The sequence below is a fragment of the Kitasatospora sp. NPDC048239 genome (assembly GCF_043202015.1).
Lineage (GTDB): Bacteria > Actinomycetota > Actinomycetes > Streptomycetales > Streptomycetaceae > Kitasatospora.
Window position 1 is genome coordinate 84,177 of sequence record NZ_JBICZP010000012.1, and the last position, 19,906, is coordinate 104,082.

Here is a 19,906-nt window from a genome sequence, read left to right on the forward strand (position 1 = left end):
GCAGGTCACCGCGACCGGCCCGCAGGCGGCGTCATCCGGTCATCCGAGCGTCCACTGCTGGTTCCTGCCGCCGCTGCAGCTCCACAGCTGAACGGGCGTGCCGTCGGCGGTGGCCAGGCCGGCCACGTCCAGGCAGAGCCCCGACTGCACCCCGGTGATCGTGCCGTTCGCGTTCAGCCGCCACTGCTGGTTGGCCTGGCCGTTGCAGGACCAGACGACCACCTTGGTGCCGTCGGTGGTGCCCTTGGCGTTGGCGTCCAGGCACAGGGTGCTGCCGCCGACGGTCACGGTCAGCTGGTTGGACGCCGTACGGGTCCAGGCCTGGTTGGCGCCGCCGTTGCAGGTGTAGATCTGCTGCTGGGTGCCCAGCGTCGCGTTGCTCGCGTCGGTCAGGCACTTGCCCGCGGCCACCGCGTGCAGCGCGCCGGTCGTACCCCCGCCGGAGGGCCCCGCGTCCAGGCCCATGAAGCGGATGGCCTCGGCGGCCATCGCGGTGCCCTGGACCGGCAGTTGGTGCCCGGCCCCGGCGATGCTGTACGCCTCGACCTGGGTGGTGCCGGCACTGTTGTCGTAGCGCGTACGGTTCCAGTTGGCCGTGGGGGTGTCCGTGGCCGACGGGTTCTGACTCACGCCGAGGACGTCGGTCCACTGCTTGATCTCTTCACCCAGGTTGTTGTGGCTCAGGATCGTGTCGGCGGTTCCGTGCCACAGCTGCACCCGCGGACGCGGACCGGTGTAGCCGGGATACCCCGTGTTGCGGACCAGTCCGCCCCACTGCTGCGGGCTCCTGGAGAGCCTGCCCTGGGCGCAGTCCGCGTTCCAGCCCCGTACGGAGCCGGTGTGGAAGCAGTGGTAGGGCACGCCCATGAACGCCGCGCCCGCCTTGAACACATCGGGGTAGTCGGCCAGCATCACGTTCGTCATCATCCCGCCCGACGACTCGCCGGTCACGTACACGGCGTTGGCGTTGCCGCCGTAGTGCTGCTCCGTGTAGGTGATCATCGACATGAGCCCGACCGGGTCGCTGCCGCCGTTGCGGGTCAGTGCCTGGTCCGAGGAGACGTCCCAGCAGCTTCCGCTCGGGTTCGTCGAGGGGTAGATGACGAGGAACCCGTACCGGTCGGCCAGCGACCCGAAGTCGGTGCTGGAGTACAGGTAGGGCCCCGTTCCCTGGCACCCGTGCAGGGCCAGCAGGATCGGCGGGTTGGCCCTGGCGTTGCCCGGCACGTACAGGTGCATCAGCAGACCTGTCGGGTTGGTGCCGAAGTTCGTGATCTGCGTCAGCGAGGCGGCGACGGCTCGGGGAGCGGCGGAGGCCTGCGGGGCGGCGGAGGCCCGGGGCGCGGCCTGCAGGCTCAGGCCGGCCGCGAGGCCGATCGCGGCGACGATGCCCAGGAGACGGGACGGTAACGAGCGGGATCGGAACATGGGACCTCTCCGTCGGGATTGCCAGGGGTGCGAGGAAGGTTCCGGCTGGCGCGGAGGCGGGTCAGGTGCACCTGAAGTCCGCGTGCAGGCGCCGGGTGTGGTCCAGGACTCGGACCGGGCCGTCCAGTCGGACGGTGGCGGTGAGCCGGACGTCGGTGCTGGAGGCGGCGACCCGCAGCTCCAACTCGCCCGGCTCGACGATGCGTCGGCCGTCGCGTCCGGTGAAGGACGCGAGGTCGGCGGGGACGCGGACCCGGATCCGGGTCCGCTCGCCCGCGTCGAGGGTGATCCGCCGGTAGCCGATCAGCCGCAGGACCGGCTGGACGACGGAGGCGACGGGGTCGTGCAGGTAGAGCTGGACGGTCTCGCTGCCGCTCCGCGCACCGGTGTTGCGCAGGGTGAAGGCGAGGCCGAGCTCGCCGTCGGTCGCGGCGGCGGCCCGATCCACCTCCAGGTCGGTCCAGGCGAACGTGGTGTAGCCGATGCCGTGCCCGAATCCGAACGCGGGGGTCGGGTCGGTGCTGGACACCTCGCTCGGCCCGGCCAGGCGGGCGGCGAGATAGGTGGAGGGCTGCACGGCCGGCCGGGCCGGGATGCTGACCGGCAGCCTGCCCGCGGGGTTGGTCCGGCCACTGAGCACGGCGGCGATCGCCTCGGTCCCGGCCTCGCCGGGGAAGAAGGTCTGCACCAGGGCCGCCGCCTCGCTCGCCGCGCGTCCCAGCGCGTAGGGGCGGCCGGCCAGCAGCACCGGCACGACCGGCTTGCCGGTGTCCAGCAGAGCATCGAGCAACTGCTGCTGCACGCCTGGAAGTTCGAGCGACTCGATGTCGCAGCCCTCGCCGCTGGTGCCGCGCCCGAACAGGCCGGCCCGGTCCCCGAGGGCGACGATCACGACATCGGCCTGCCGGGCCGCCTCGACGGCCTCGGCGAAGCCGGACGTGTCGGGCCCGTCGACGCTCGCCCCGGCCGCGGCCCGGATCTCGCTGTCGGGAAACTCGGCCGTCAACGCCTGCCACAGCGTGGGCAGTTCGATGCCGACCGGGATCCCGGGGTGCTGGCCGCCGACGTGCACCGGGAAGGCGTAGCAGCCCAGCACCGAGGTCGGGGTGTCCGCGTTGGGACCGATCAGCGCGATCCGGCGGGGCCCGCGCAGCGGCAGGGTGCCGTCGTTGCTCAGCAGCACCACGGCCTGCTCGGCGATCTCCCGGGCGAGGGCGCGGTTCTCCGGGCGGTCCAGGTCGACCGAGCCGCGCAGCTCCTCGGGGTCGTCGAGCGGCCGGCCGGCGAGCGCCGCCGGGACGGCGTCCCAGTCCCGGTCCAGCAGGCCGAGTTGGGCCTTCTGCACCAGCACCCGCCGCAGCGCCCGGTCGACCAGTGCCTCGGGCACGGTCCCGTCCTCGACGGCGCGCCGCAGCGGCTCACCGAAGGTCTTGACGGTGGGCAGTTCCACGTCCACGCCGCTGGCCAGGGCCAGGGCGGCGGCCTCGGCCCAGTCTCCGGCCACGCCGTGCAGCACCTTGAGGAAGGCGATGCCGAAGTAGTCGGCGACCACCGTCCCCTCGAAGCCCCACGTCTCGCGCAGCAGCCCGGTCAGCAGCGCCTCGTCGGCGGCCGAGGGGACGCCGTCGGTGTCGGTGTAGGCGTGCATGACCGAACGGGGCCGGCCCTCGCGCACCGCCATCTCGAAGGGCGGCAGGATCACGTCGGCACGCTCGCGGGTACCCATGCCCACGGGGGCGAGGTTGCGTCCGGCGCGCGAGGCCGAGTACCCGGCGAAGTGCTTGAGCGTGGCGACGATCCCCGTCGACTCCAGGCCCTGCACGTAGGCGGTGGCCACCGTGCCGACCAGGTACGGGTCTTCGCCGATGGTCTCCTCGACCCGGCCCCAGCGGGCGTCGCGGACGACGTCGAGGACCGGGGAGAGGCCCTGGTGGACACCGACCGCGCGCATGTCGCGACCGATGGCCGCGGCCATCCGCCGGATCAGGTCCGGGTCGAAGGTGGCACCCCAGGAGAGCGGCACCGGGTAGGCGGTGGCCCCCCAGGCGGCGAATCCGGCCAGGCACTCCTCGTGCGCGAGGGCGGGGATGCCGAACCGGTTAGCGGCGGCGATGCGCTGCTGACTGCGGGCCAGTGAGAGCGCGCCCAGCGCCGGGTCGACCGGCACCGTGCCGAAGGGCCGGGTCAACTGGCCCAGTCCGGAGGGGAGCAGGTCGTCGAGGACGGGCGGATCCTCCATGTCGTGCTGGTGCGGGGCGACCTCGCCGCCCTCGTCGGAGGCGCCGACCCAGACACCGACGAGCTGGGCCAGCTTCTCCGTCAGTGTCATCTCGGCGAGCAGGGCCTCGGCGCGCTCCTCGGGTCCGAGCGCGCGGTCGTGCCAGCGGGTGGTCGGGGCTGCGGACGGGACGGCCGGGTTCATGTTGGCGGTCACTTTCCTCCGACGCCCATCAGGCCTTGGACCAAGGCGCGTCGGGCGAACAGGTAGACGATGAAGACGGGGAGCGTCGACAGCACGACGGCACTGAGCAGACCGGGCACGTCGACGCCGTGCTCGGTCTGGAACTCGTACAGGCCGAGGGTGATGACCTTGGTGCTCTCCGACTGGGTGAGGATCAGGGGGAACAGGAAGCCGTTCCACGCCTGCAGCGCGGCGAAGACCACGACGGACGAGAGGCCGCCCTTGGACAGCGGCAGCACCAACTGCCAGAACACCCGCCAGGGGGTGGCGCCGTCCATGGCCATGGCCTCGTAGAGCTCGCCGGCGATGTCCCGCATGGCCCCGGTGAGGACCAGCGTGCACACCGGCAGGCAGAACGCCGCGGTGGGCAGGATGATGCCGAGCAGGTTGTCGTAGAGGCCGGCCTTGCTGATCACGTAGAACATCGGCACGATCACGGCCTGCGCCGGAATCGCCAACCCCAGCAGGAAGATCCGGAAGACCGTGCCGATGGTCCTGCCCCGGGCCCGGACGATCGCGTAGGCGAGCGGGGGCACCACGAGCAGCACGATCGCGACCACGCTCACGGTGACGAGGAGCGTGTTGAGGAAGTCCCGGCCGAAGCCGTTGGAGAAGTCGTCGACGTAGTTCTGCAGGGTCAGCTGCGCGGGGAAGGCGAGCGGTCCCTGCGTGGAGTAGTCGGATCGGGTCCGGAACGTCGCGATCAGCAGGACGTACAGCGGGAATCCGACCAGTGCCAGCCAGATCAGCGAGCCCAGCCCGGCGAGGTGGTTGGGACGCCGTCGCATCACAGTCCCTCCGTGGTGCTGCGCATCCTGTCGTACCCGGACAGGCGCACGACGGCGATCGAGACCAGGCTTGCGACCACCACGAGGACCAGGGCGATGGCCGATCCCGCGCCGAAGTCGAAGCTCTTGAAGGCCTGTTGGTACATGTAGTAGGCGCTGTTGGTGGTGTCGGTGCCGGGGCCGCCCTGGGTCAGGATGAGGACGGTGTCGAAGGTGGTGAGGCCGCCGACCAGCATCAGGATCACCGAGGTGATCATGGTGTTGCGCAGCTGCGGCAGGGTGATGTGGAGGAACTGCCGCACCTTGCCCGCACCGTCGATCGACGCCGCCTGGTACAGCACCTGCGGGATCGCCCGGGCGCCGCCCTGGTAGAGGAGTGCGTGCATGGGCGTCCACTGCCACATGCCGACGAAGGTGAGCACCGCGACGGCGCTGCTCTGATCACCCATCAGATTGCCGTCGCCGAACAGCTGTTCAAGCTGCGATGGCACCCCGAAGTTGGGGTCGAGGATGGCGCGCCAGACCACCGAGACCGCGGTCGCGGACAGCAGCAGCGGGACGAAGAAGATCGCGGACAGCACGGCTCGGTTGCGTTGGCGACCGGCCGCCCACACGCCCAGCAGGATGCTCACCGGAGTCTGCACGACCACGCCGGCCACGGTCAGCACCAGGGTCAGGCCGACGCTCTGCGTCATCACCGGGTCGTGCAGCAGCCTGGTCCAGTTGGCGAGGCCGTTGAACCGGGGGGCGTCGACGCCGTTCCAGCTGGTGAAGGAGAGCACCGCCACCAGGACCAGCGGCAGAAGCGCGAACATCAGGAAGAACACGGTCGCGGGCAGCGCCCAGGCGAGGCCCGGGCGGGTCGCCCCGGCGCCGGTCCGTCGAGGCCGCGCCCGCAGGCGCCGACCGTACCCGGACGCCAAGGAGGAAGCACTCATGGCAATCCGTCTCAGGAGGCGGGCAGGGCCTGCATGGCCTTGATGAAGCCGTCCACGTCGAGCTTGCCGTTGAAGAACTGCTGGACGGCGGTGTGGATCGGCGCGTTGGCGGCCGGCGGGTACGCCTGGTCCCAGGACAGCTGGAACGACGGGGCCGCCTTGACCAGGTCGTACTGGTACTTCGAGTAGTCGGGGTTGTCCGAGGCGGCGAGGAACTGCTCGGTGCTGGTGGTGGTCGGCAGGTTGCCGATCGCCAGCTGGGCCTTCACGAACTCGTCGGAGTACATGAGCTTCAGGAAGGCGGCCGCCGCCTCGGGGTGCTTGCTCTTCTTCAGCACCGAGTAGAAGTTGTTGGTGTTGCCGACCACGTCGGCCGGGTCGCCCTTGCCGCCGGCCACACCGGGGAAGCTGCTGTACCCGAGGCCGCTCCTGGCGAAGTCCGGGTTGGCCTCCCGCTGGGTGGCGTACTCCCAGGAGCCCATCAGCTCGAAGGCGGCCCTGCCCTTGGCCAGCAGGGCCGGGGATCCGCCGTCGGTGAACTTGACCGAGTCGAAGTTGGAGCCGAACGCCCCGGCGTCGACCAGTTGCCTGAGCATGCCCAGGGCCTTCTTGGCGTCCTCGCTCTCCCAGGCGCTCCGGTCGCCGGACAGCGCCTTCCGGAACAGTTCGGGGCCCGCGACGCGGTCGAAGACGTACTCGTGCCACATCAGGGTCGGCCACTGGTCGCCCCCGCCGAGGGCGATCGGGGTGATGCCCTTGGCCTTGAGCGCCCGGACGGCACCCAGCAGGTCGTCCCAGGTCTTCGGGGCGCTCAGGCCGGCGTCGGCCAGCACCTTCCTGTTGCTGAACAGCAGCACGGGCTGGGTGCCGCGCATCGGGATGCCGTAGGACTTGCCGTCGATCACCGCGGTGTTGAACACCGACGGCAGGAAGCTGCTCTTCAGCGCCGGGTCCGCGGCGATCATGTCGTCCAGCGGGAGCAGCAGGCCGGACTTCACGTAGGACTGGATGCTGCCGCCGCCCCAGTTGAAGAAGACGTCCGGCGCCTGGGGGGTGTTGATGACGGTGTTGAGCTTGGCCTGGTAGTCCGCGCCGGGGATGGTGTCCAGGACGACCTTGATCTTCGACGTCCTGTTGAAGGTCTCCACCAGCTGCTTCTCGACCTTGTTGCCGGCATCCCCGTAGACCAGCACGTGGATCGTGCCGGAGCCTCCTCCGGCGGAGGAGGAACCGCCGCTGCCGCAGGCGGTCGTCCCCACCAGAACCGCGGTCAGACCGAGTGCGACGGCGAGAGCGCGTCTCCTCATCGGGGTTGCCCTAAAGTTTCGACTGGTTTCTCGAAATAAGCGCATGGCCGGGACGGTAGGTTGCGGACATGTCTCGGGTCAACCCCTCGGATCGGGGGTTTCTGACGGAGCGTGGTGCGCCAACTGCCCTGCGCCGCCCGTGCCCTATGCTGCCTCCATGGAAATGGGCGATGAACTGGGACGGGTGACCCTCGCGGACATCGCGCGCGAGGCCGAGGTCTCCGTTTCGACGGTTTCGAAGGTTCTCAACGGCCGTACCGACGTGGCGGCGGCCACCCGCGTCCGCGTCGAGCAGGTCCTGAGCGAGCACGACTACCGGCGAGCCGCGCGCAGCGGAGGTGAAGCACCCCTCGTCGAGATCGTCTTCCACGAGCTCGACAGCCTCTGGGCGATGGAGCTCCTCCGCGGCGTCGAGGCCGTGGCGAACGAGCACGGGGCGGCGGTCGTGGTCACCCACAGCGGTTCGCGCCAGGCCCCCGGACCGGAGTGGATCGAGGCGGTGCTGCGCCGGCGCCCGCTCGGTGTCGTGCTGGTCTTCTCCAGCCTGCCGCCCGGGTTCAAGCGCCAACTGCGCGCACGCTCCATCCCGTTCGTGATCGTCGACCCGGCCGGCAACCCCGACCCGGACGTTCCCTCGGTGGGGTCGGCCAACTGGGCCGGCGGCCTCGCCGCCACCCGGCACCTGATCGAGCTCGGCCACCGGCGCATCGCCATCGTCACCGGCCCCGAGGACACCCTCTGCTCCCTGGCCCGGCTGGACGGCTACCGCTCCGCGATGACCATGGCCGGCCTGGCGGTCGACCCCGCACTGACCGCCTTCGGCGACTTCCACGCCGAGGGCGGATTCGCCCGGGCCGAGAGGCTGTTGGAGCTCCCGGACCGGCCCACCGCGATCTTCGCCGGCAGCGACCTGCAGGCGCTCGGCGTCATGGAGGCCGCCCGGGTCCGCGGCCTGCGCGTCCCCGAGGACCTGTCCGTGGTCGGCTACGACGACCTGGACATCGCACAGTGGACCAGCCCCGCGCTGACCACCGTCCGCCAGCCCCTGCGGGAGATGGCCGAGCAGGCGACGCGCCTGATCTTCTCCCTCCGCGCCGGGGAGGCGCCGGCAGCGCCCACCCGCCTCGAACTCTCGACCACCCTGGTGGTGCGCTCCAGCGCCGTGGCGCCCGGTCGACCCTGAGCAGGGATTGCGAAACTTTCGCCGTTCTTCTGCGTTGATTGTGACCCGCGCACAGGGAATTCGCGGGGGCGTCGGGAGGCTCCCGATCGGGTTCCCGGGCCTCGCAATCGACCGCCAAGCGTCTGGCCAGCGCGTTCTCCGGCGGGGTGGGCCCGGCAGCGGTCGAAGCTGTCGCTGTTTCGGTCGAAAGCGTTGACAACTTGTCGAGCTCAGGCCAACACTGTCGCCGTCGACAAGTCCGGGGGCCCCGGCTCCCCGGCCTGGCGCGCCAACCACCCACCGGCGCGAGCTTGTTGACGACAAGCCGATCGTCCGGACACTCCGGTCAGGGCACGTTTCCGTCGTGAATTGTTAGCGCTAACAGACGCGCCGACAGGCAGCACCAGGCACCACCTCCCGGAAACGCGCCCCCGCCCTGCCCGGCAGAAGAGCACTCGGGCGAGCCGCCCACGCACAACCGCCAGACGGCGCTCCGACCCCCGACCGGTGCGCCGGCATCCCCCACCCGAGGAGAACGATCCGTCATGCCATGGCTCACCACGAAGCCCATTCTCCGCAAGGCCCTGACGGCGGCCGCATGCCTGCTCGTCGGCTCGGCCACCGCCGTCACCGCAAGCCCCGCGGCCCATGCCGCCGGGGCGTCCACGCTGGGCGCGGCAGCGGCCGACAGCGGACGCTACTTCGGCACGGCAGTGGCCGCCGGCAGGCTCGGCGACTCGACGTACTCCACCATTCTCGACCGGGAGTTCAACATGATCACCCCGGAGAACGAGATGAAGTGGGACACCATCGAACCGTCCCGCGGATCGTTCAACTTCGGGCCGGGCGACTCGATCGTCAACCACGCCTCCGCGCACGGCCAGCGCATGCGCGGCCACACCCTGGTCTGGCACTCGCAGCTCCCGTCCTGGGTCGGCTCCATCCGGGACGCCAACACCCTGCGCAGCGTGATGAACAACCACATCACCACCGAGATGAACCACTACAAGGGCAAGATCTACGCCTGGGACGTGGTCAACGAGGCGTTCGCCGACGGCGGCAGCGGCCAGCACCGCGGCTCGGTGTTCCAGGACGTGCTGGGCAACGGCTTCATCGAGGAGGCCTTCCGCACCGCCCGCAACGTCGACCCCTCGGCCAAGCTCTGCTACAACGACTACAACATCGAGAACTGGACCGACGCCAAGACCCAGGGCGTCTACAACATGGTCAAGGACTTCAAGTCCCGCGGCGTGCCCATCGACTGCGTCGGCCTCCAGGCCCACTTCGGCGCCGGCGGCCCGCCGTCCAACCTCCGGACCACCCTGTCCAGCTTCGCCGCGCTCGGCGTGGACGTCCAGCTCACCGAGCTCGACATCGCCCAGGCGTCCACCACCGCGTACGCCAACACCGTCCAGGCCTGCCTCGACGTCGCCCGCTGCACGGGCATCACGGTGTGGGGCATCCGCGACAGCGACTCCTGGCGCGGCGGCGAGAACCCCCTGCTGTTCGACAACAACGGCAACAAGAAGGCCGCCTACGGCGCAGTCCTCACCACCCTCGGCGGCAGCGGCAACGGCAACCCGGGCGGGGGCATCGTCTCCGGCACCGTCTACACGCTCACCGACATGGCCGCCGGACGCGTTCTCGACGAGCCCGCGGGTCAGAACGGCAACGGCACCCCGCTCCAGGTGTGGGACGCCGGCGGTGCCGCGAACCAGCAGTGGCGGGCCGATCGGAACAGCGACGGCTCCTACACGCTGACCAACATCGCCAGCGGCCGGGTCCTGGACGAGCCGGGCAACCAGTCGGGCAACGGGACGAAGATGCAGGTCTGGGACTCCAACGGCGGCGCCAACCAGCACTGGCGGGCCGGCCGCAACGGCGACGGCTCCTACACCCTGACCAACGTCGCCAGCGGTCGGGCCCTGGAGATCCCCGGCGGTCAGACCGCCAACGGCACCCCCGTCCAGATCTGGGACTCCACCGGCGGCGCCAACCAGCACTGGAACTTCAAGTGAGCTGAGCCGTGCGGGCGCGCGCCCACGGCAGGCGCGCGCCCGCGCAGGTGAGCGACAACAGACCCGGGTGGCAGCTCCATCCGTTCACGAAGGAGATCCCATGCGCAAACGAAGTTCCAGCCGCAGGCCGCTGTCCGCGGTGCTCACCGCCGTGGTCGCGACCGTGGCGGCGCTCGCGGCGCTGCTCGTCGCGACCCCCGCTCACGCGGACACCAGCGGTGCCTTGCGCGGTACGGGTTCCGGCCGGTGCCTCGACGTGTCGAACGCCGACCGGAGCGACGGCGCGTCCCTGCAGATCTACGACTGCTCCGGCGGCACCAACCAGTCGTGGACGTCGACGTCCGGGAACCAGCTGACCGTGTACGGCAACAAGTGCCTGGACGTGCCGGGCCACGCCACCACGGCCGGTACCCGGGTGCAGATCTGGACGTGCAGCGGCGGCGCGAACCAGCAGTGGCGGGTGAACGCCGACGGCACGATCGTCGGCGTCGAGTCCGGGCTGTGCCTGGACGTCACGGGCGCGGCCACGGCCAACGGCACTGCGGTGGAGATCTGGACCTGCAACGGCCGCGGCAACCAACAGTGGACCGGCCTGTCCGGGACGACCCCGCCGGGAGGCAACTGCCCCCTGCCGTCGGCGTACCGCTGGTCGTCCTCGGGCGCGCTGGCGCAGCCGGCCAACGGATGGGCGTCGGTGAAGGACTTCACCGACGTGGTGGTCAACGGCAAGCACCTGGTCTACGCGTCGAACGTGAACGGGTCGTCGTACGGCTCGATGATGTTCAGCCCCTTCACGAACTGGTCGGACATGGCGTCGGCCGGCCAGAGCGGGATGAGCCAGGCCGCGGTGGCCCCCACGCTGTTCTACTTCGCGCCCAAGAACATCTGGGTGCTGGCGTACCAGTGGGGTGCGTGGCCGTTCATCTACCGCACGTCGAGCGACCCGACCAACCCCAACGGCTGGTCCGCGCCGCAGCCGCTGTTCACCGGTAGCATCCCCAACTCCGCCACCGGGCCGATCGACCAGACCCTGATCGCCGACGGCCAGAACATGTACCTGTTCTTCGCCGGCGACAACGGCAGCATCTACCGTGCGAGCATGCCGATCGGGAACTTCCCCGGCAGCTTCGGCTCCTCGTACACCACGGTCATGAGCGACACGACGGCCAACCTCTTCGAGGCCCCGCAGGTCTACAAGGTCCAGGGCCAGAACCAGTACCTCATGATCGTCGAGGCCATGGGGGCGAACGGACGCTACTTCCGCTCGTTCACGGCCACCAGCCTCAACGGCTCCTGGACCCCGCAGGCCGCCACCGAGAGCAACCCCTTCGCCGGCAAGGCCAACAGCGGCGCCACCTGGACCAACGACATCAGCCACGGCGACCTGGTCCGCAACAACCCCGACCAGACCATGACCATCGACCCCTGCAACCTGCAGCTCCTCTACCAGGGCAAGTCCCCCACCGCGACCGGCCCCTACGACCAACTGCCCTGGCGGCCGGGCCTCCTCACCCTGCGGCGCTGACCCGCCCGCCAGGACACCGCCACAACACCGCGAGCCGCACGCTTCGACCGCCGGTCGAAGCGTGCGGCTCCGGGGGCCTCGCCTCTTCCCCGTCGGAAGCGGCGAGGCCCGTGCGTTCTCCGCCCGGGCATGGCCGCGATGGGGCTTCTCGCAGTGGTCACCCAGACGCTGGTGGCCTTCGCGGCGGCACTGGCCCCACCGGCCCGGCGCGGACGTGTCGTCGGCCTGGTGACCAGCGGCGCGCCGACGAGTGGGCGCCGGCGCCCCCGGTCCGGCGGGCTCAGCGGGCGACCTCGGCCGCCAGGTACTCCTCCCAGGTACGGACCCCCACCGCCCGGTCCGGCGCGGTGAGCGCGCCGGTGCGGAACGCCGCACCCATCCTTCCGGGAACGAAGACCGGCAGGACGATCCGGCGCTTGCCGGCCGCCCTCGTCCAGTCCCTGGCGAGCCGGACGGCCGAGTACACCGTCGGCCCGGCCATGTCCGGCACCCGGCCGGCCGGCCCGCCCTGCGCCAACTCGACCAGCCGGTCGGCCACCTCGCCCTGGTCCACCGGCTGGCAGGCCGTGCCGGAGGGCATCGGGATGACGGGGGACTTGGACATCACCCGCAGCGCCGTGTTGAGCAGGTCGGGGAACTGGCCGGCCCGCAGATTGGTCCAGCCGATCCCCGACTCCGCGAGCAGCCGCTCGCCCTCCAGCTTGATCCGGTAGTAGGGGTACGGGATCCGGTCGACGCCGATGATCGAGATGTTGACGACGTGTTCGACCCCGGCCCGCTCCGCGGCGGCGAGCAGCTGCCGGAAGGCGGGGATGTCGTTCTTGAACCTGCGGATGTCGGTCGCGCAGTGGATGATCGTGCGGACTCCGGCGAAGGCCTCGGCCAGACCGGTGCCGGTGGTCAGGTCGCCGGTGAACCAGGAGACGCCGGGAGTGGCGGGGAGGTCCGTCCGGCGGGTCAGCGCCCGCACCGGCAGCCCGGTTCGGAGCGCCCGCTCCAGCACCTCGCGGCCCAGTACGCCGGTCGCCCCGGTCACCATGATCACGTTGTCCATCGCTGCAGTCCTCCGTGTCGTTCGTCCTGTCACAGAGGAAGAACCGGCCGGCTACGCGTTCTGTGACAGTCCCCGGGACTGATTCGCGAGAAATCTCAGTTTCTCCGGGTTGCGGATGATCCGGATCCCGGTGATCCCGTCCTCGCCGCCCTCGACGACACCGACCGCGACCAGCCCCCCGGCCTCCCAGCCCAGGACCACCGGCGCGCCGTTCACCTCGGCGACCTCGATCTCCATCTCCCCGACCCAGCGCGTGAACAGGCCCAGGACGAAGCGGGCCACCTTGTCCCGGCCGCTGACCGGGCGCAGTGCCGCACGGACCTTGCCGCCGCCGTCGGACCACGCGACGACCTGGTCCGCGAGCAGTGCCTCCAACTGCTGCAGCGACCCGAGGGCCGCGGCCTCCAGGAAGCGCGTCAGCAGGTCGGTGCGCGGCTGCTCGGAGGTCTCGAACCTGGACCGCCCCTCGGCCAGGTGGAGCCTGGCCCGGCGGTAGAGCTGCCGGGCGCTCGCCTCGGTGGAGTCCAGCACCCCCGCGATGTCGCGGTAGCCGTAGTCGAAGGCGTCGCGGAGGACGACCACGGCTCGCTCGGCCGGAGTAAGACGCTCCATCATCACCAGGACGGCCATCGACACCGCCTCCCGCTGCTCAGCGGTCTCCATCGGGCCGAGCGCACCGCCCTCGGTCCGTACGGGCTCCGGCAGCCAGGGCCCGACGTACTCCTCGCGCTGCACCCGCGCCGAGGTCAGCCGGTTGAGACAGAGGTTGGTGAGCACCTTGGCGAGCCAGGGGCCCGGAGCTGCGATCTGCTCGCGCTCGGCGCCGTGCCAGCGCAGGTAGGCGTCCTGCACGGCGTCCTCGGCCTCGGCCGCCGACCCGAGCATCCGGTAGGCGAGCGAGAACAGCCGGGGTCGATGGGTTTCGAACTCCTGAGCCTTGTCCACCGCGCAACGGTAGTACGGGTGATCACCTCGGCGACAACCCAGGTCAGGTGGTCGGCGCCAGGGCGTGTCCGGTCCTACCCGCCGAACCCCGCAGGCCCGGCGCGCGGACGGCGAATTGCGGTGATATGACTCGTTTGACCGCCGTCCACTTCCGGGCGCCGCGGGTCGCCGTGCGGCTGACGGTGTTCGGCCGGCCGCCATGAGGAGGGCATCGTGGACGACTATCCAATGCTCAGCCTGTTCTGGACGATGCTGGAGTTCTTCCTGTTCGTCCTCTGGTTCTTTCTGCTGTTCAAGATCATCTCGGACATCTTCCGAAGCCACGACATGGGCGGCTGGGGCAAGGCCGGCTGGGTGATCTTCGTGATCCTGCTGCCCTTCCTGGGTGTCTTCGTGTACCTGATCGCGCGCGGGCGCTCGATGGGCGAGCGCGACGTCGAGCAGGCGCGGCAGGCCGATGCCGCCTTCAAGGCGTACATCAAGGAGGCCGCAGACACCCAGCCCGGCGGTGGTGGCGGGGCGGGCGGTCACGTCGACGAGCTGGCCAAGCTGGCGGATCTCAGGAACAGCGGCGCGATCACCGAGGAGGAGTTCCGGAAGGCGAAGGAGAAGCTGCTCGCCTGACGCGGGGCTGCGCCTCGCCTGACGCGGGGCCCGTGCCGGAACGGTCGGCGCAGGCCCCGCGCCTCACCCATCCGGAGCAGGCGGGCCCGGACCGCGGCGAGGGCCGCCGGGACGTTCCAACCGGGCCCCGGCGGCCATCGCCCCCTCCTCAGCGGGAGCGGGCCGGGCGACGGCGGGTGGCCGGGGCCCGGCCCCTACCGGGCCGAGGGGCGGTCTGCACCGCGACCGGGCGGGTCCCGGCGACCGCCTCCCGCAGGGTCAGCACGATCTCGCCGTCGCACTCCAGGGCCAGCGCCCGCACCATGTCGGCGGGCCTGCCCGGACAGGTACCGAGGGCGACGGCGGGTAACCGGTCGGGGGCGCTGAGATCCTCGGCCAGCGCCCCCCAGTGCGCCGCGTCGCGCTGGTCGCCCTCCGCCGCGTAGTGGACGGCGAGGCAGTGCACGGCCAGCTGGTCGCCGAGCTGGGCGGCGATCCGCCACCAGAAGACCCCGTCCGCCGCCCGGCCCATGCCGTAGAGCACACAGCCGAGGGTGCGGAACGCGGCCTTCTCGGCCAGCTCCAGGTCGAGCGCCAGCTCGCTCACGTCCGCCGCCGCCGCGATCCCGCCGCACAGGTACCGCAGGTCGCGACGGAGTTCGGCACGGCCGGCGGCGGTCAGCGCGGCCAGGGCCGCCGGTTCGGTGCGCGTCCGGGGGTGGCCGTCCGGGGCCGCGGGGGGCGGCTGCCGCCGGGCCGCCGACGGAGGGCGTTCGGCCCGGCCGGCGGCGGTGCGCTGAGCGGGCACGGACGGGCCGGCCGCGGGCGGACCCGGGGCCCCGGACCCGCCTCCGATCCGTTCGGCGAGCCGACGGGTGAAGGCCACCGGGTCATGGTCTCGGAACTCAAGTGCCAGCGCGTCGACATCGGTGCGCAGCAGCTCGGCGAGGTTCACTCGGGCCTCCCCTGTTCGTTCTCGCCGGCGGCCGGCTCCGGCAGCCGGTCCGCGGTCTCCAGCAGGTACTCCAGGTGGCGCCGGCCGAGGCTGTAGTACGTCCGGGCGGTGGTGTGCGCGATGCCGAGCGCCCGGCCGATGTCCGGGTAGGACAGGCCGGCCTGGCGCAGTCGCACCACGTCCGCCTGGACCGGCGAGGCCTGCGCGAGCTCCTCCATGGCCCAGTCCAGGGCGTCGAGTTCGGCGAGTTCGTCCAGCTCGCCGTGGCCGGTGTCGGGCCGGAACTGGGCGATCACCCGCAGCCGCTTGCGCTCGGTGCGGCGCCGCTCCCGCAGCACGTCGGTCACCGCGTCCTTGACGATCTTGAAGGCGAAGGCCTTGAGGTCGGCGCTGGACAGGGCGCGCCGCCAGTTCTTGTACAGCACGGCGCCGGCGCTCTGGACGGCGTCCTGCGCGTCCTCGCGGTGCCGCAGGCGCTGCTGGGCGTACCGGAGGTAGCCGGGGTTCTCCTGGGTGAAGAAGACCGCGAAGTCGACCGGCAGTCCGTCGAGCGGGTCCGCTCGCAGGCCCTGCTCCTCGCCCGGCCCGGGGGTGTTCACCACACGCCTCCCCCTTCCGTGGGTCAGCTGGCCGGCGCACCGCGCGGCGCACCGGCGGCCCCTGGAGGGGCTCGTGGTGTAACCGTCCTGCGGGCGGGGATTGTTGACCGGATCCCGGGAGCAAAAAATGACCGCTTCTGCCCGTTTCCGCCCACCCGCGGCGACCTGCGGATTCGAGTGGGCGCCCGCCCCGCGAGGCGCGGCGGAGTGACGCAGATCACACCGGCCGGCCGTGTCGCGGCGGCTCGATTTGACGGCGGACGGCGACCCGTGCCCGTCGGCCGCCCGCACGCCCCCACCCGCCCGACCGGCGGCCCGCGCGCCGGACGGACCCGGAGTCAGTCGACGGCCGGGGGCTCCAGCAGGGCCGAGTCCAGGGCGCCCGTCACCCGGTCCAGCAGGACCCGCAGGGCGGCCATGTCCTCGACCGGCAGCCCGGTGGCGGCGAGCAGCCGACGGGGCACCTGGCCCGCGCGCTCGCGCAGCGCCGCACCCTCGACCGTGAGGCTGACGGTGACGGAGCGCTCGTCCTCGGGACTGCGCTCCCGGCGGACCAGGCCGGCCGCCTCCAGCCGCTTCAGCAGCGGGGAGAGCGTGCCGGAGTCCAGTCGCAGGCGCTCGCCGATGCGCTTCACGGGCAGCTCACCGTGCTCCCAGAGCACCAGCATGACCAGGTACTGGGGGTAGGTGAGCCCCAGGTCCTTGAGGAGCACCCGGTAGACACCGCCGAAGGCGCGCGAGGCGGCGTTCAGCGAGAAGCAGATCTGCTGGTCGAGACGGAGCAGTTCCTCGTCGGGCAGCTGCGGGAGCGTGGTCATGCCCCCATCGTACCGACCACCCTGCACGCGATTCAGTTGTGCGCAATTGAATTGCGTGCTCTAATTGCTCTCGAAGGGCGGCCCGGGTGGCCGCCGACGACAGGATCGAAGGGAACGGACCTATGGACGCGCTCTACACCGCGGTGGCCACGGCGAACGGCCGGGAGGGCCGGGCGGTCAGCTCCGACGGTCAGCTCGACCTGGCGCTGGCGATGCCGCCCGCCCTCGGTGGCAGCGGGCAGGGCACCAACCCGGAGCAGCTGTTCGCGGCCGGCTACGCGGCCTGCTTCTCGAGCGCCCTGGGCCTGGTCGGCCGGCAGGCCCGGGTCGACACCAGCGAGGTCTCGGTCACGGCCGAGGTCTCCATCGGCAAGGACGGCGCCGGCTTCGGCCTGGCGGTCGTGCTGCGGGTCGAGCTGCCCGACTCCCTCGCGGGCGAGAACGGCGAGCTGCTGGTCAAGCAGGCGCACGAGGTCTGCCCGTACTCCCGCGCCACCCGGGGCAACATCCCCGTGGAGCTCGTGGTCGAGTAGACCCCCGCATCGGGTGGTTTCCGGGCCGGGTCCGCCGCACGCTCGTGTGGCGGACCCGGCCCGCGGTCACCCCTCGCCCGGCCCCACCCCGGAACCGGGACCGGACGCCCCGGGCCCCGCAGCCCCGGGCCCGGCGGGTCCCGGTGCAGAAGGTCCAGGCGCAGACGGTCCAGGCCCGGCGGGTCCAGGCCATGGGCCGTTCGCGGAGCGCAGGGTGTCCAGCCGGTGGCGATACTCCTCCGCGTCGATCTCCCCGCGCGCGAACCGGTCGGCGAGCACCTGCTCCGGCATCGGTGCGCCGGGCCATCCGGGCGCGCCGACCGGCGCACCGTACCCGGCGTGCGCCCCGGAAGTCCCGGACACCCCAGGAGCTCCAAAAGGCCCCGGAGCCCCAGGGCTCCCGGGCGAACCGGGTCCACCGTGCCGCGGCGGACGCGAGACGTAGCGGAACAGGGCGACGGCGGCCAGCACCAGCACCGTCAGGACCAGCAGCATCAGGACGAGCGTCAGGCCGAAGCCCCAGCCGCTCATGCCGTGGCCGTGGCCACGCCCGTACCAGTTCCTCATCACGGCCTCCTCCGCAGGGAGCGCAGGCCGACCGGGCCTGCCGAGGGGATCAGCGCCTCAGGTCCCGTCCGGTCGATCGCGCCCGGCAGGATCGGCCGGGCAGGGCCTTACCACCATCGTGCGCCTCCGGGGGTACGGTCGGCGTGAAGAGCCGCGAGGAGGACGCCCGGACGGTGTGACCACCCCGGCCGCCGTCCGCACCGGGGTAGCGTTGCGGGCATGGACCCCCACCCGCCGGCCGACGACCGCGAGCAGCTGGTCGCGGCCGGTGTGCTGCGCCGGTACGTGGACCCGCGCCCGCACCCGGCGCTCGGGAACTCACCGGTCTCCTTCGTCTCCGAGCGGCTCTGGGCCGAGCTCACCGCCCTGGCCATCGCACCGGCCGCGGCCACCGCGACGGCGACCGCGCTGCTGCGCCAGATCGCCTCCGACGCCGTCGACGCCGCCCTGGCCCCCGGCAACGAGCGGGCCCCGCGCAACGACCTCTACGTGGCGTACCCCGCGTACATCGGCTCGCACCGCCGGGTGGTCTGGTTCCAGCGGACGGGCCCGCGCGGGAGCATCACGGCGACGTTCCCGCCCGACTCCGCCGGACCCGCCCCGTACTGACCCGCGGCCGAGCCCGCGCCGAGCCCACGCCGCGCCACTCCCGCACCGGGCCGCTCAGCGCTCGACCTGCAGGCTGTGGCACGCCCAGCTGAGCCGGTCCGGCCCGTCCTGCGGCGGGCGGTCGTGGTAGGTGCCGTCCGACACCGAGAGGTTGACGATCAGGTAGGCGTGCCAGTCCTGGCCGACCCCGCGCCGGTCCGCGTGGATGAGGGTGTCGTCCACGTACCAGTTCACCGAGCGGGCGCCCAGGACGGTCCGCAGGTCGAAGGTCGCGCCCGGGGCTATCCCGAAGTCGGCGCCGTGCCAGTACCGGAAGCCGCCGCGCACGTGGTTGGAGACCTCCAGCAGGTCCGGGTGGTTGGGGTGGTACTCGAACACGTCCACCTCGTTGCCGCCGTCCCGCCAGGTCCAGATGGCCGGCCACGCGCCCAGCTCCACGGGGAGGGTGATCCGGGCGGACAGCGCGTCCCCCGTCCGCACCTGGAAGCCCTCGGGGCTGCCCTCGGTGGTGAGCAGACTGCACGTCCACAGGTCACCGCCGTGCCGCCGGGTGGCCGTGAACACGCCGCCGGGGCAGTACGCGCGGCTGAGGAAGTCGAGCTTGTGGTCGCCCCGGTTGGTCGGCCCCATCCGGGGATAGGCGCTGCTACGGCCCGCCACCCACTGCCTGGTCGAAGTGAAGTCCGCATCGAATACGACTGCCACGGCCGCCTCCCCGGGTGCCCCTGCGTGCCGTCGGCCCGACGCCGACGCACACGCAGGGTGACTTACCCGCCACACTGAGCAGTATGCGAACCGGACCCTCCGGATCCGCGCGGGCCCGGCGCCGCGCGCCGGGGTCAGGCCACCGGCACCGGCGCGCCGCTGCCGCCGAGACGGTCGGTGACCGAGACCACGCCGTCCACCGAGCGGCAGAGGTTCAGTACGATCGGCACCAGGTGCGGCTCCGGCACCGTCCCGCTGAGCACCACCCGGCCCTGGTCGACCTCGACTCCGACCTCCGCCGGGCTGACGCCCTCGATCCGGCCGAGCACCTCCTCGACGATCTCCCGCCGGATCACCCGGTCCTCGCGCAGGAACACCCGGAGCAGGTCGCCGCGGCTGACCATGCCGAACACCCGGCCCTCGTCGTCCAGGACGGGCATCCGCTTCACGCCGTGCCGGCTCATCAGCCGGGCCGCGCCCACCACGCTGACGTCCGGCGTGGTGCAGACGGCCGGTCCGGTCATCAGGTCGGCGGCGGTGACGGCGCCGTCCGGGCCGCTCTGCGGCAGCTCGGGGGCCGGCAGCAGGCTGCCCGGGTCCTCCTGGGCGGCCAGGGTGCGCAGCAGGTCCGCCTCGGAGACGATCCCGAGCGGCCGACCGTCGGCGTCCAGCACCGGGACGCCGGTGATGTCGTACTCGGCCAGCAGCGCGACGATCTCCCGGAAGCCGGTCTCGGGGGCGACCCCGACCACCGGGCTGGTCATCACCGATTCGACGTTGGCATGGTGCACGCCGTTCACCTCGTCCACGATCGTCGTCCGACCGGGCACCTGTCGTCCGGCCGGGTCTCTGGAGCATCTCCCGCCGGGGCCGACGCCGCCAGAGGCCAAG

At 71.9% G+C, this 19,906-nt stretch carries 18 protein-coding genes and 1 pseudogene; 7 read left to right on the forward strand and 12 right to left on the reverse strand.

Annotation, left to right across the window (positions count from 1 at the left end; all coding sequences use genetic code 11):
* Window positions 1–39: 39 nt before the first annotated feature.
* From ACGFZP_RS27920 to ACGFZP_RS27940, 5 genes are all read right to left on the reverse strand, one after another.
* Window positions 40–1,428: a PHB depolymerase family esterase gene (locus tag ACGFZP_RS27920; protein WP_392938296.1), complete on the reverse strand. Its 1,389-nt coding sequence runs from the start codon at window positions 1,426–1,428 to the stop codon at window positions 40–42.
* 61 nt (window positions 1,429–1,489) lie between these two features.
* Entirely contained in the window at window positions 1,490–3,862 is a 2,373-nt protein-coding gene (locus ACGFZP_RS27925) for a glycoside hydrolase family 3 N-terminal domain-containing protein (RefSeq protein ID WP_392938299.1), read from the reverse strand.
* A complete protein-coding gene (locus ACGFZP_RS27930) occupies window positions 3,859–4,677 on the reverse strand; it encodes a carbohydrate ABC transporter permease (protein WP_392938301.1) in 819 nt (272 codons plus the stop codon). The genes ACGFZP_RS27925 and ACGFZP_RS27930 overlap by 4 nt, the downstream gene beginning before the upstream one ends.
* Window positions 4,677–5,615, reverse strand: a complete 939-nt coding sequence (locus tag ACGFZP_RS27935; protein ID WP_392938303.1) for a carbohydrate ABC transporter permease — start codon at window positions 5,613–5,615, stop codon at window positions 4,677–4,679. Before ACGFZP_RS27935 ends, ACGFZP_RS27930 begins: the two co-directional genes overlap by 1 nt.
* A gap of 11 nt (window positions 5,616–5,626) precedes the next feature.
* Window positions 5,627–6,922, reverse strand: coding sequence for an ABC transporter substrate-binding protein (locus tag ACGFZP_RS27940; protein WP_392938305.1), 1,296 nt, complete (start codon window positions 6,920–6,922; stop codon window positions 5,627–5,629).
* A gap of 157 nt (window positions 6,923–7,079) precedes the next feature.
* Between ACGFZP_RS27940 and ACGFZP_RS27945 the strand changes: the two genes are divergently transcribed.
* From ACGFZP_RS27945 to ACGFZP_RS27960, 4 genes and pseudogenes are all read left to right on the forward strand, one after another.
* Window positions 7,080–8,105 carry a LacI family DNA-binding transcriptional regulator gene (locus ACGFZP_RS27945; RefSeq protein WP_392938308.1) on the forward strand — a complete coding sequence of 342 codons (1,026 nt, stop codon included), beginning with the start codon at window positions 7,080–7,082 and terminating at the stop codon, window positions 8,103–8,105.
* A 524-nt stretch (window positions 8,106–8,629) separates the two neighbouring features.
* Window positions 8,630–10,102, forward strand: a complete 1,473-nt coding sequence (locus ACGFZP_RS27950) for an endo-1,4-beta-xylanase (RefSeq protein ID WP_392938310.1) — start codon at window positions 8,630–8,632, stop codon at window positions 10,100–10,102.
* A 100-nt stretch (window positions 10,103–10,202) separates the two neighbouring features.
* Window positions 10,203–11,627 (forward strand): non-reducing end alpha-L-arabinofuranosidase family hydrolase, encoded by a 1,425-nt coding sequence (locus ACGFZP_RS27955; protein WP_392938313.1) that lies wholly within the window; start codon window positions 10,203–10,205, stop codon window positions 11,625–11,627.
* A gap of 114 nt (window positions 11,628–11,741) precedes the next feature.
* Window positions 11,742–11,867: pseudogene (locus tag ACGFZP_RS27960) on the forward strand (MFS transporter); the annotation flags it as partial.
* Window positions 11,868–11,907: 40 nt separating this feature from the next.
* Here the strand turns inward: ACGFZP_RS27960 and ACGFZP_RS27965 are convergent.
* Together ACGFZP_RS27965 and ACGFZP_RS27970 are read right to left on the reverse strand one after the other, a co-directional pair.
* On the reverse strand, window positions 11,908–12,681 hold the full coding sequence (locus ACGFZP_RS27965) for an SDR family oxidoreductase (protein WP_392938316.1): 774 nt from the start codon (window positions 12,679–12,681) through the stop codon (window positions 11,908–11,910).
* A gap of 51 nt (window positions 12,682–12,732) precedes the next feature.
* Entirely contained in the window at window positions 12,733–13,626 is an 894-nt protein-coding gene (locus ACGFZP_RS27970) for an RNA polymerase sigma-70 factor (protein ID WP_392938319.1), read from the reverse strand.
* A 213-nt stretch (window positions 13,627–13,839) separates the two neighbouring features.
* On the opposite strand from ACGFZP_RS27970, the gene ACGFZP_RS27975 reads away from it, so the two are divergent.
* The gene (locus ACGFZP_RS27975; protein WP_392938321.1) at window positions 13,840–14,250 is read left to right on the forward strand and encodes an SHOCT domain-containing protein; all 411 of its coding nucleotides are present in this window, start codon (window positions 13,840–13,842) and stop codon (window positions 14,248–14,250) included.
* Between the two features lie 148 nt (window positions 14,251–14,398).
* Here ACGFZP_RS27975 and ACGFZP_RS27980 read toward each other — a convergent pair whose 3' ends face one another.
* From ACGFZP_RS27980 to ACGFZP_RS27990, 3 genes are all read right to left on the reverse strand, one after another.
* Window positions 14,399–15,184, reverse strand: coding sequence for a hypothetical protein (locus tag ACGFZP_RS27980; protein ID WP_392938324.1), 786 nt, complete (start codon window positions 15,182–15,184; stop codon window positions 14,399–14,401).
* Window positions 15,181–15,786, reverse strand: coding sequence for an RNA polymerase sigma factor (locus ACGFZP_RS27985; RefSeq protein WP_392938325.1), 606 nt, complete (start codon window positions 15,784–15,786; stop codon window positions 15,181–15,183). Before ACGFZP_RS27985 ends, ACGFZP_RS27980 begins: the two co-directional genes overlap by 4 nt.
* A gap of 335 nt (window positions 15,787–16,121) precedes the next feature.
* The gene (locus ACGFZP_RS27990) at window positions 16,122–16,601 is read right to left on the reverse strand and encodes a MarR family winged helix-turn-helix transcriptional regulator (RefSeq protein WP_392938327.1); all 480 of its coding nucleotides are present in this window, start codon (window positions 16,599–16,601) and stop codon (window positions 16,122–16,124) included.
* Between the two features lie 122 nt (window positions 16,602–16,723).
* On the opposite strand from ACGFZP_RS27990, the gene ACGFZP_RS27995 reads away from it, so the two are divergent.
* Both ACGFZP_RS27995 and ACGFZP_RS28000 read left to right on the forward strand, forming a co-directional pair.
* A complete protein-coding gene (locus tag ACGFZP_RS27995) occupies window positions 16,724–17,134 on the forward strand; it encodes an organic hydroperoxide resistance protein (RefSeq protein ID WP_392938330.1) in 411 nt (136 codons plus the stop codon).
* Between the two features lie 786 nt (window positions 17,135–17,920).
* Entirely contained in the window at window positions 17,921–18,310 is a 390-nt protein-coding gene (locus ACGFZP_RS28000; protein ID WP_392938332.1) for a hypothetical protein, read from the forward strand.
* Window positions 18,311–18,364: 54 nt separating this feature from the next.
* On the opposite strand, the gene ACGFZP_RS28005 is transcribed toward ACGFZP_RS28000, so the two are convergent.
* Together ACGFZP_RS28005 and ACGFZP_RS28010 are read right to left on the reverse strand one after the other, a co-directional pair.
* Complete coding sequence (locus ACGFZP_RS28005) at window positions 18,365–19,015, reverse strand: beta-glucanase (protein WP_392938334.1); 651 nt, start codon at window positions 19,013–19,015, stop codon at window positions 18,365–18,367.
* A 134-nt stretch (window positions 19,016–19,149) separates the two neighbouring features.
* Window positions 19,150–19,845 (reverse strand): CBS domain-containing protein, encoded by a 696-nt coding sequence (locus tag ACGFZP_RS28010; protein ID WP_392938337.1) that lies wholly within the window; start codon window positions 19,843–19,845, stop codon window positions 19,150–19,152.
* Window positions 19,846–19,906: the final 61 nt, after the last annotated feature.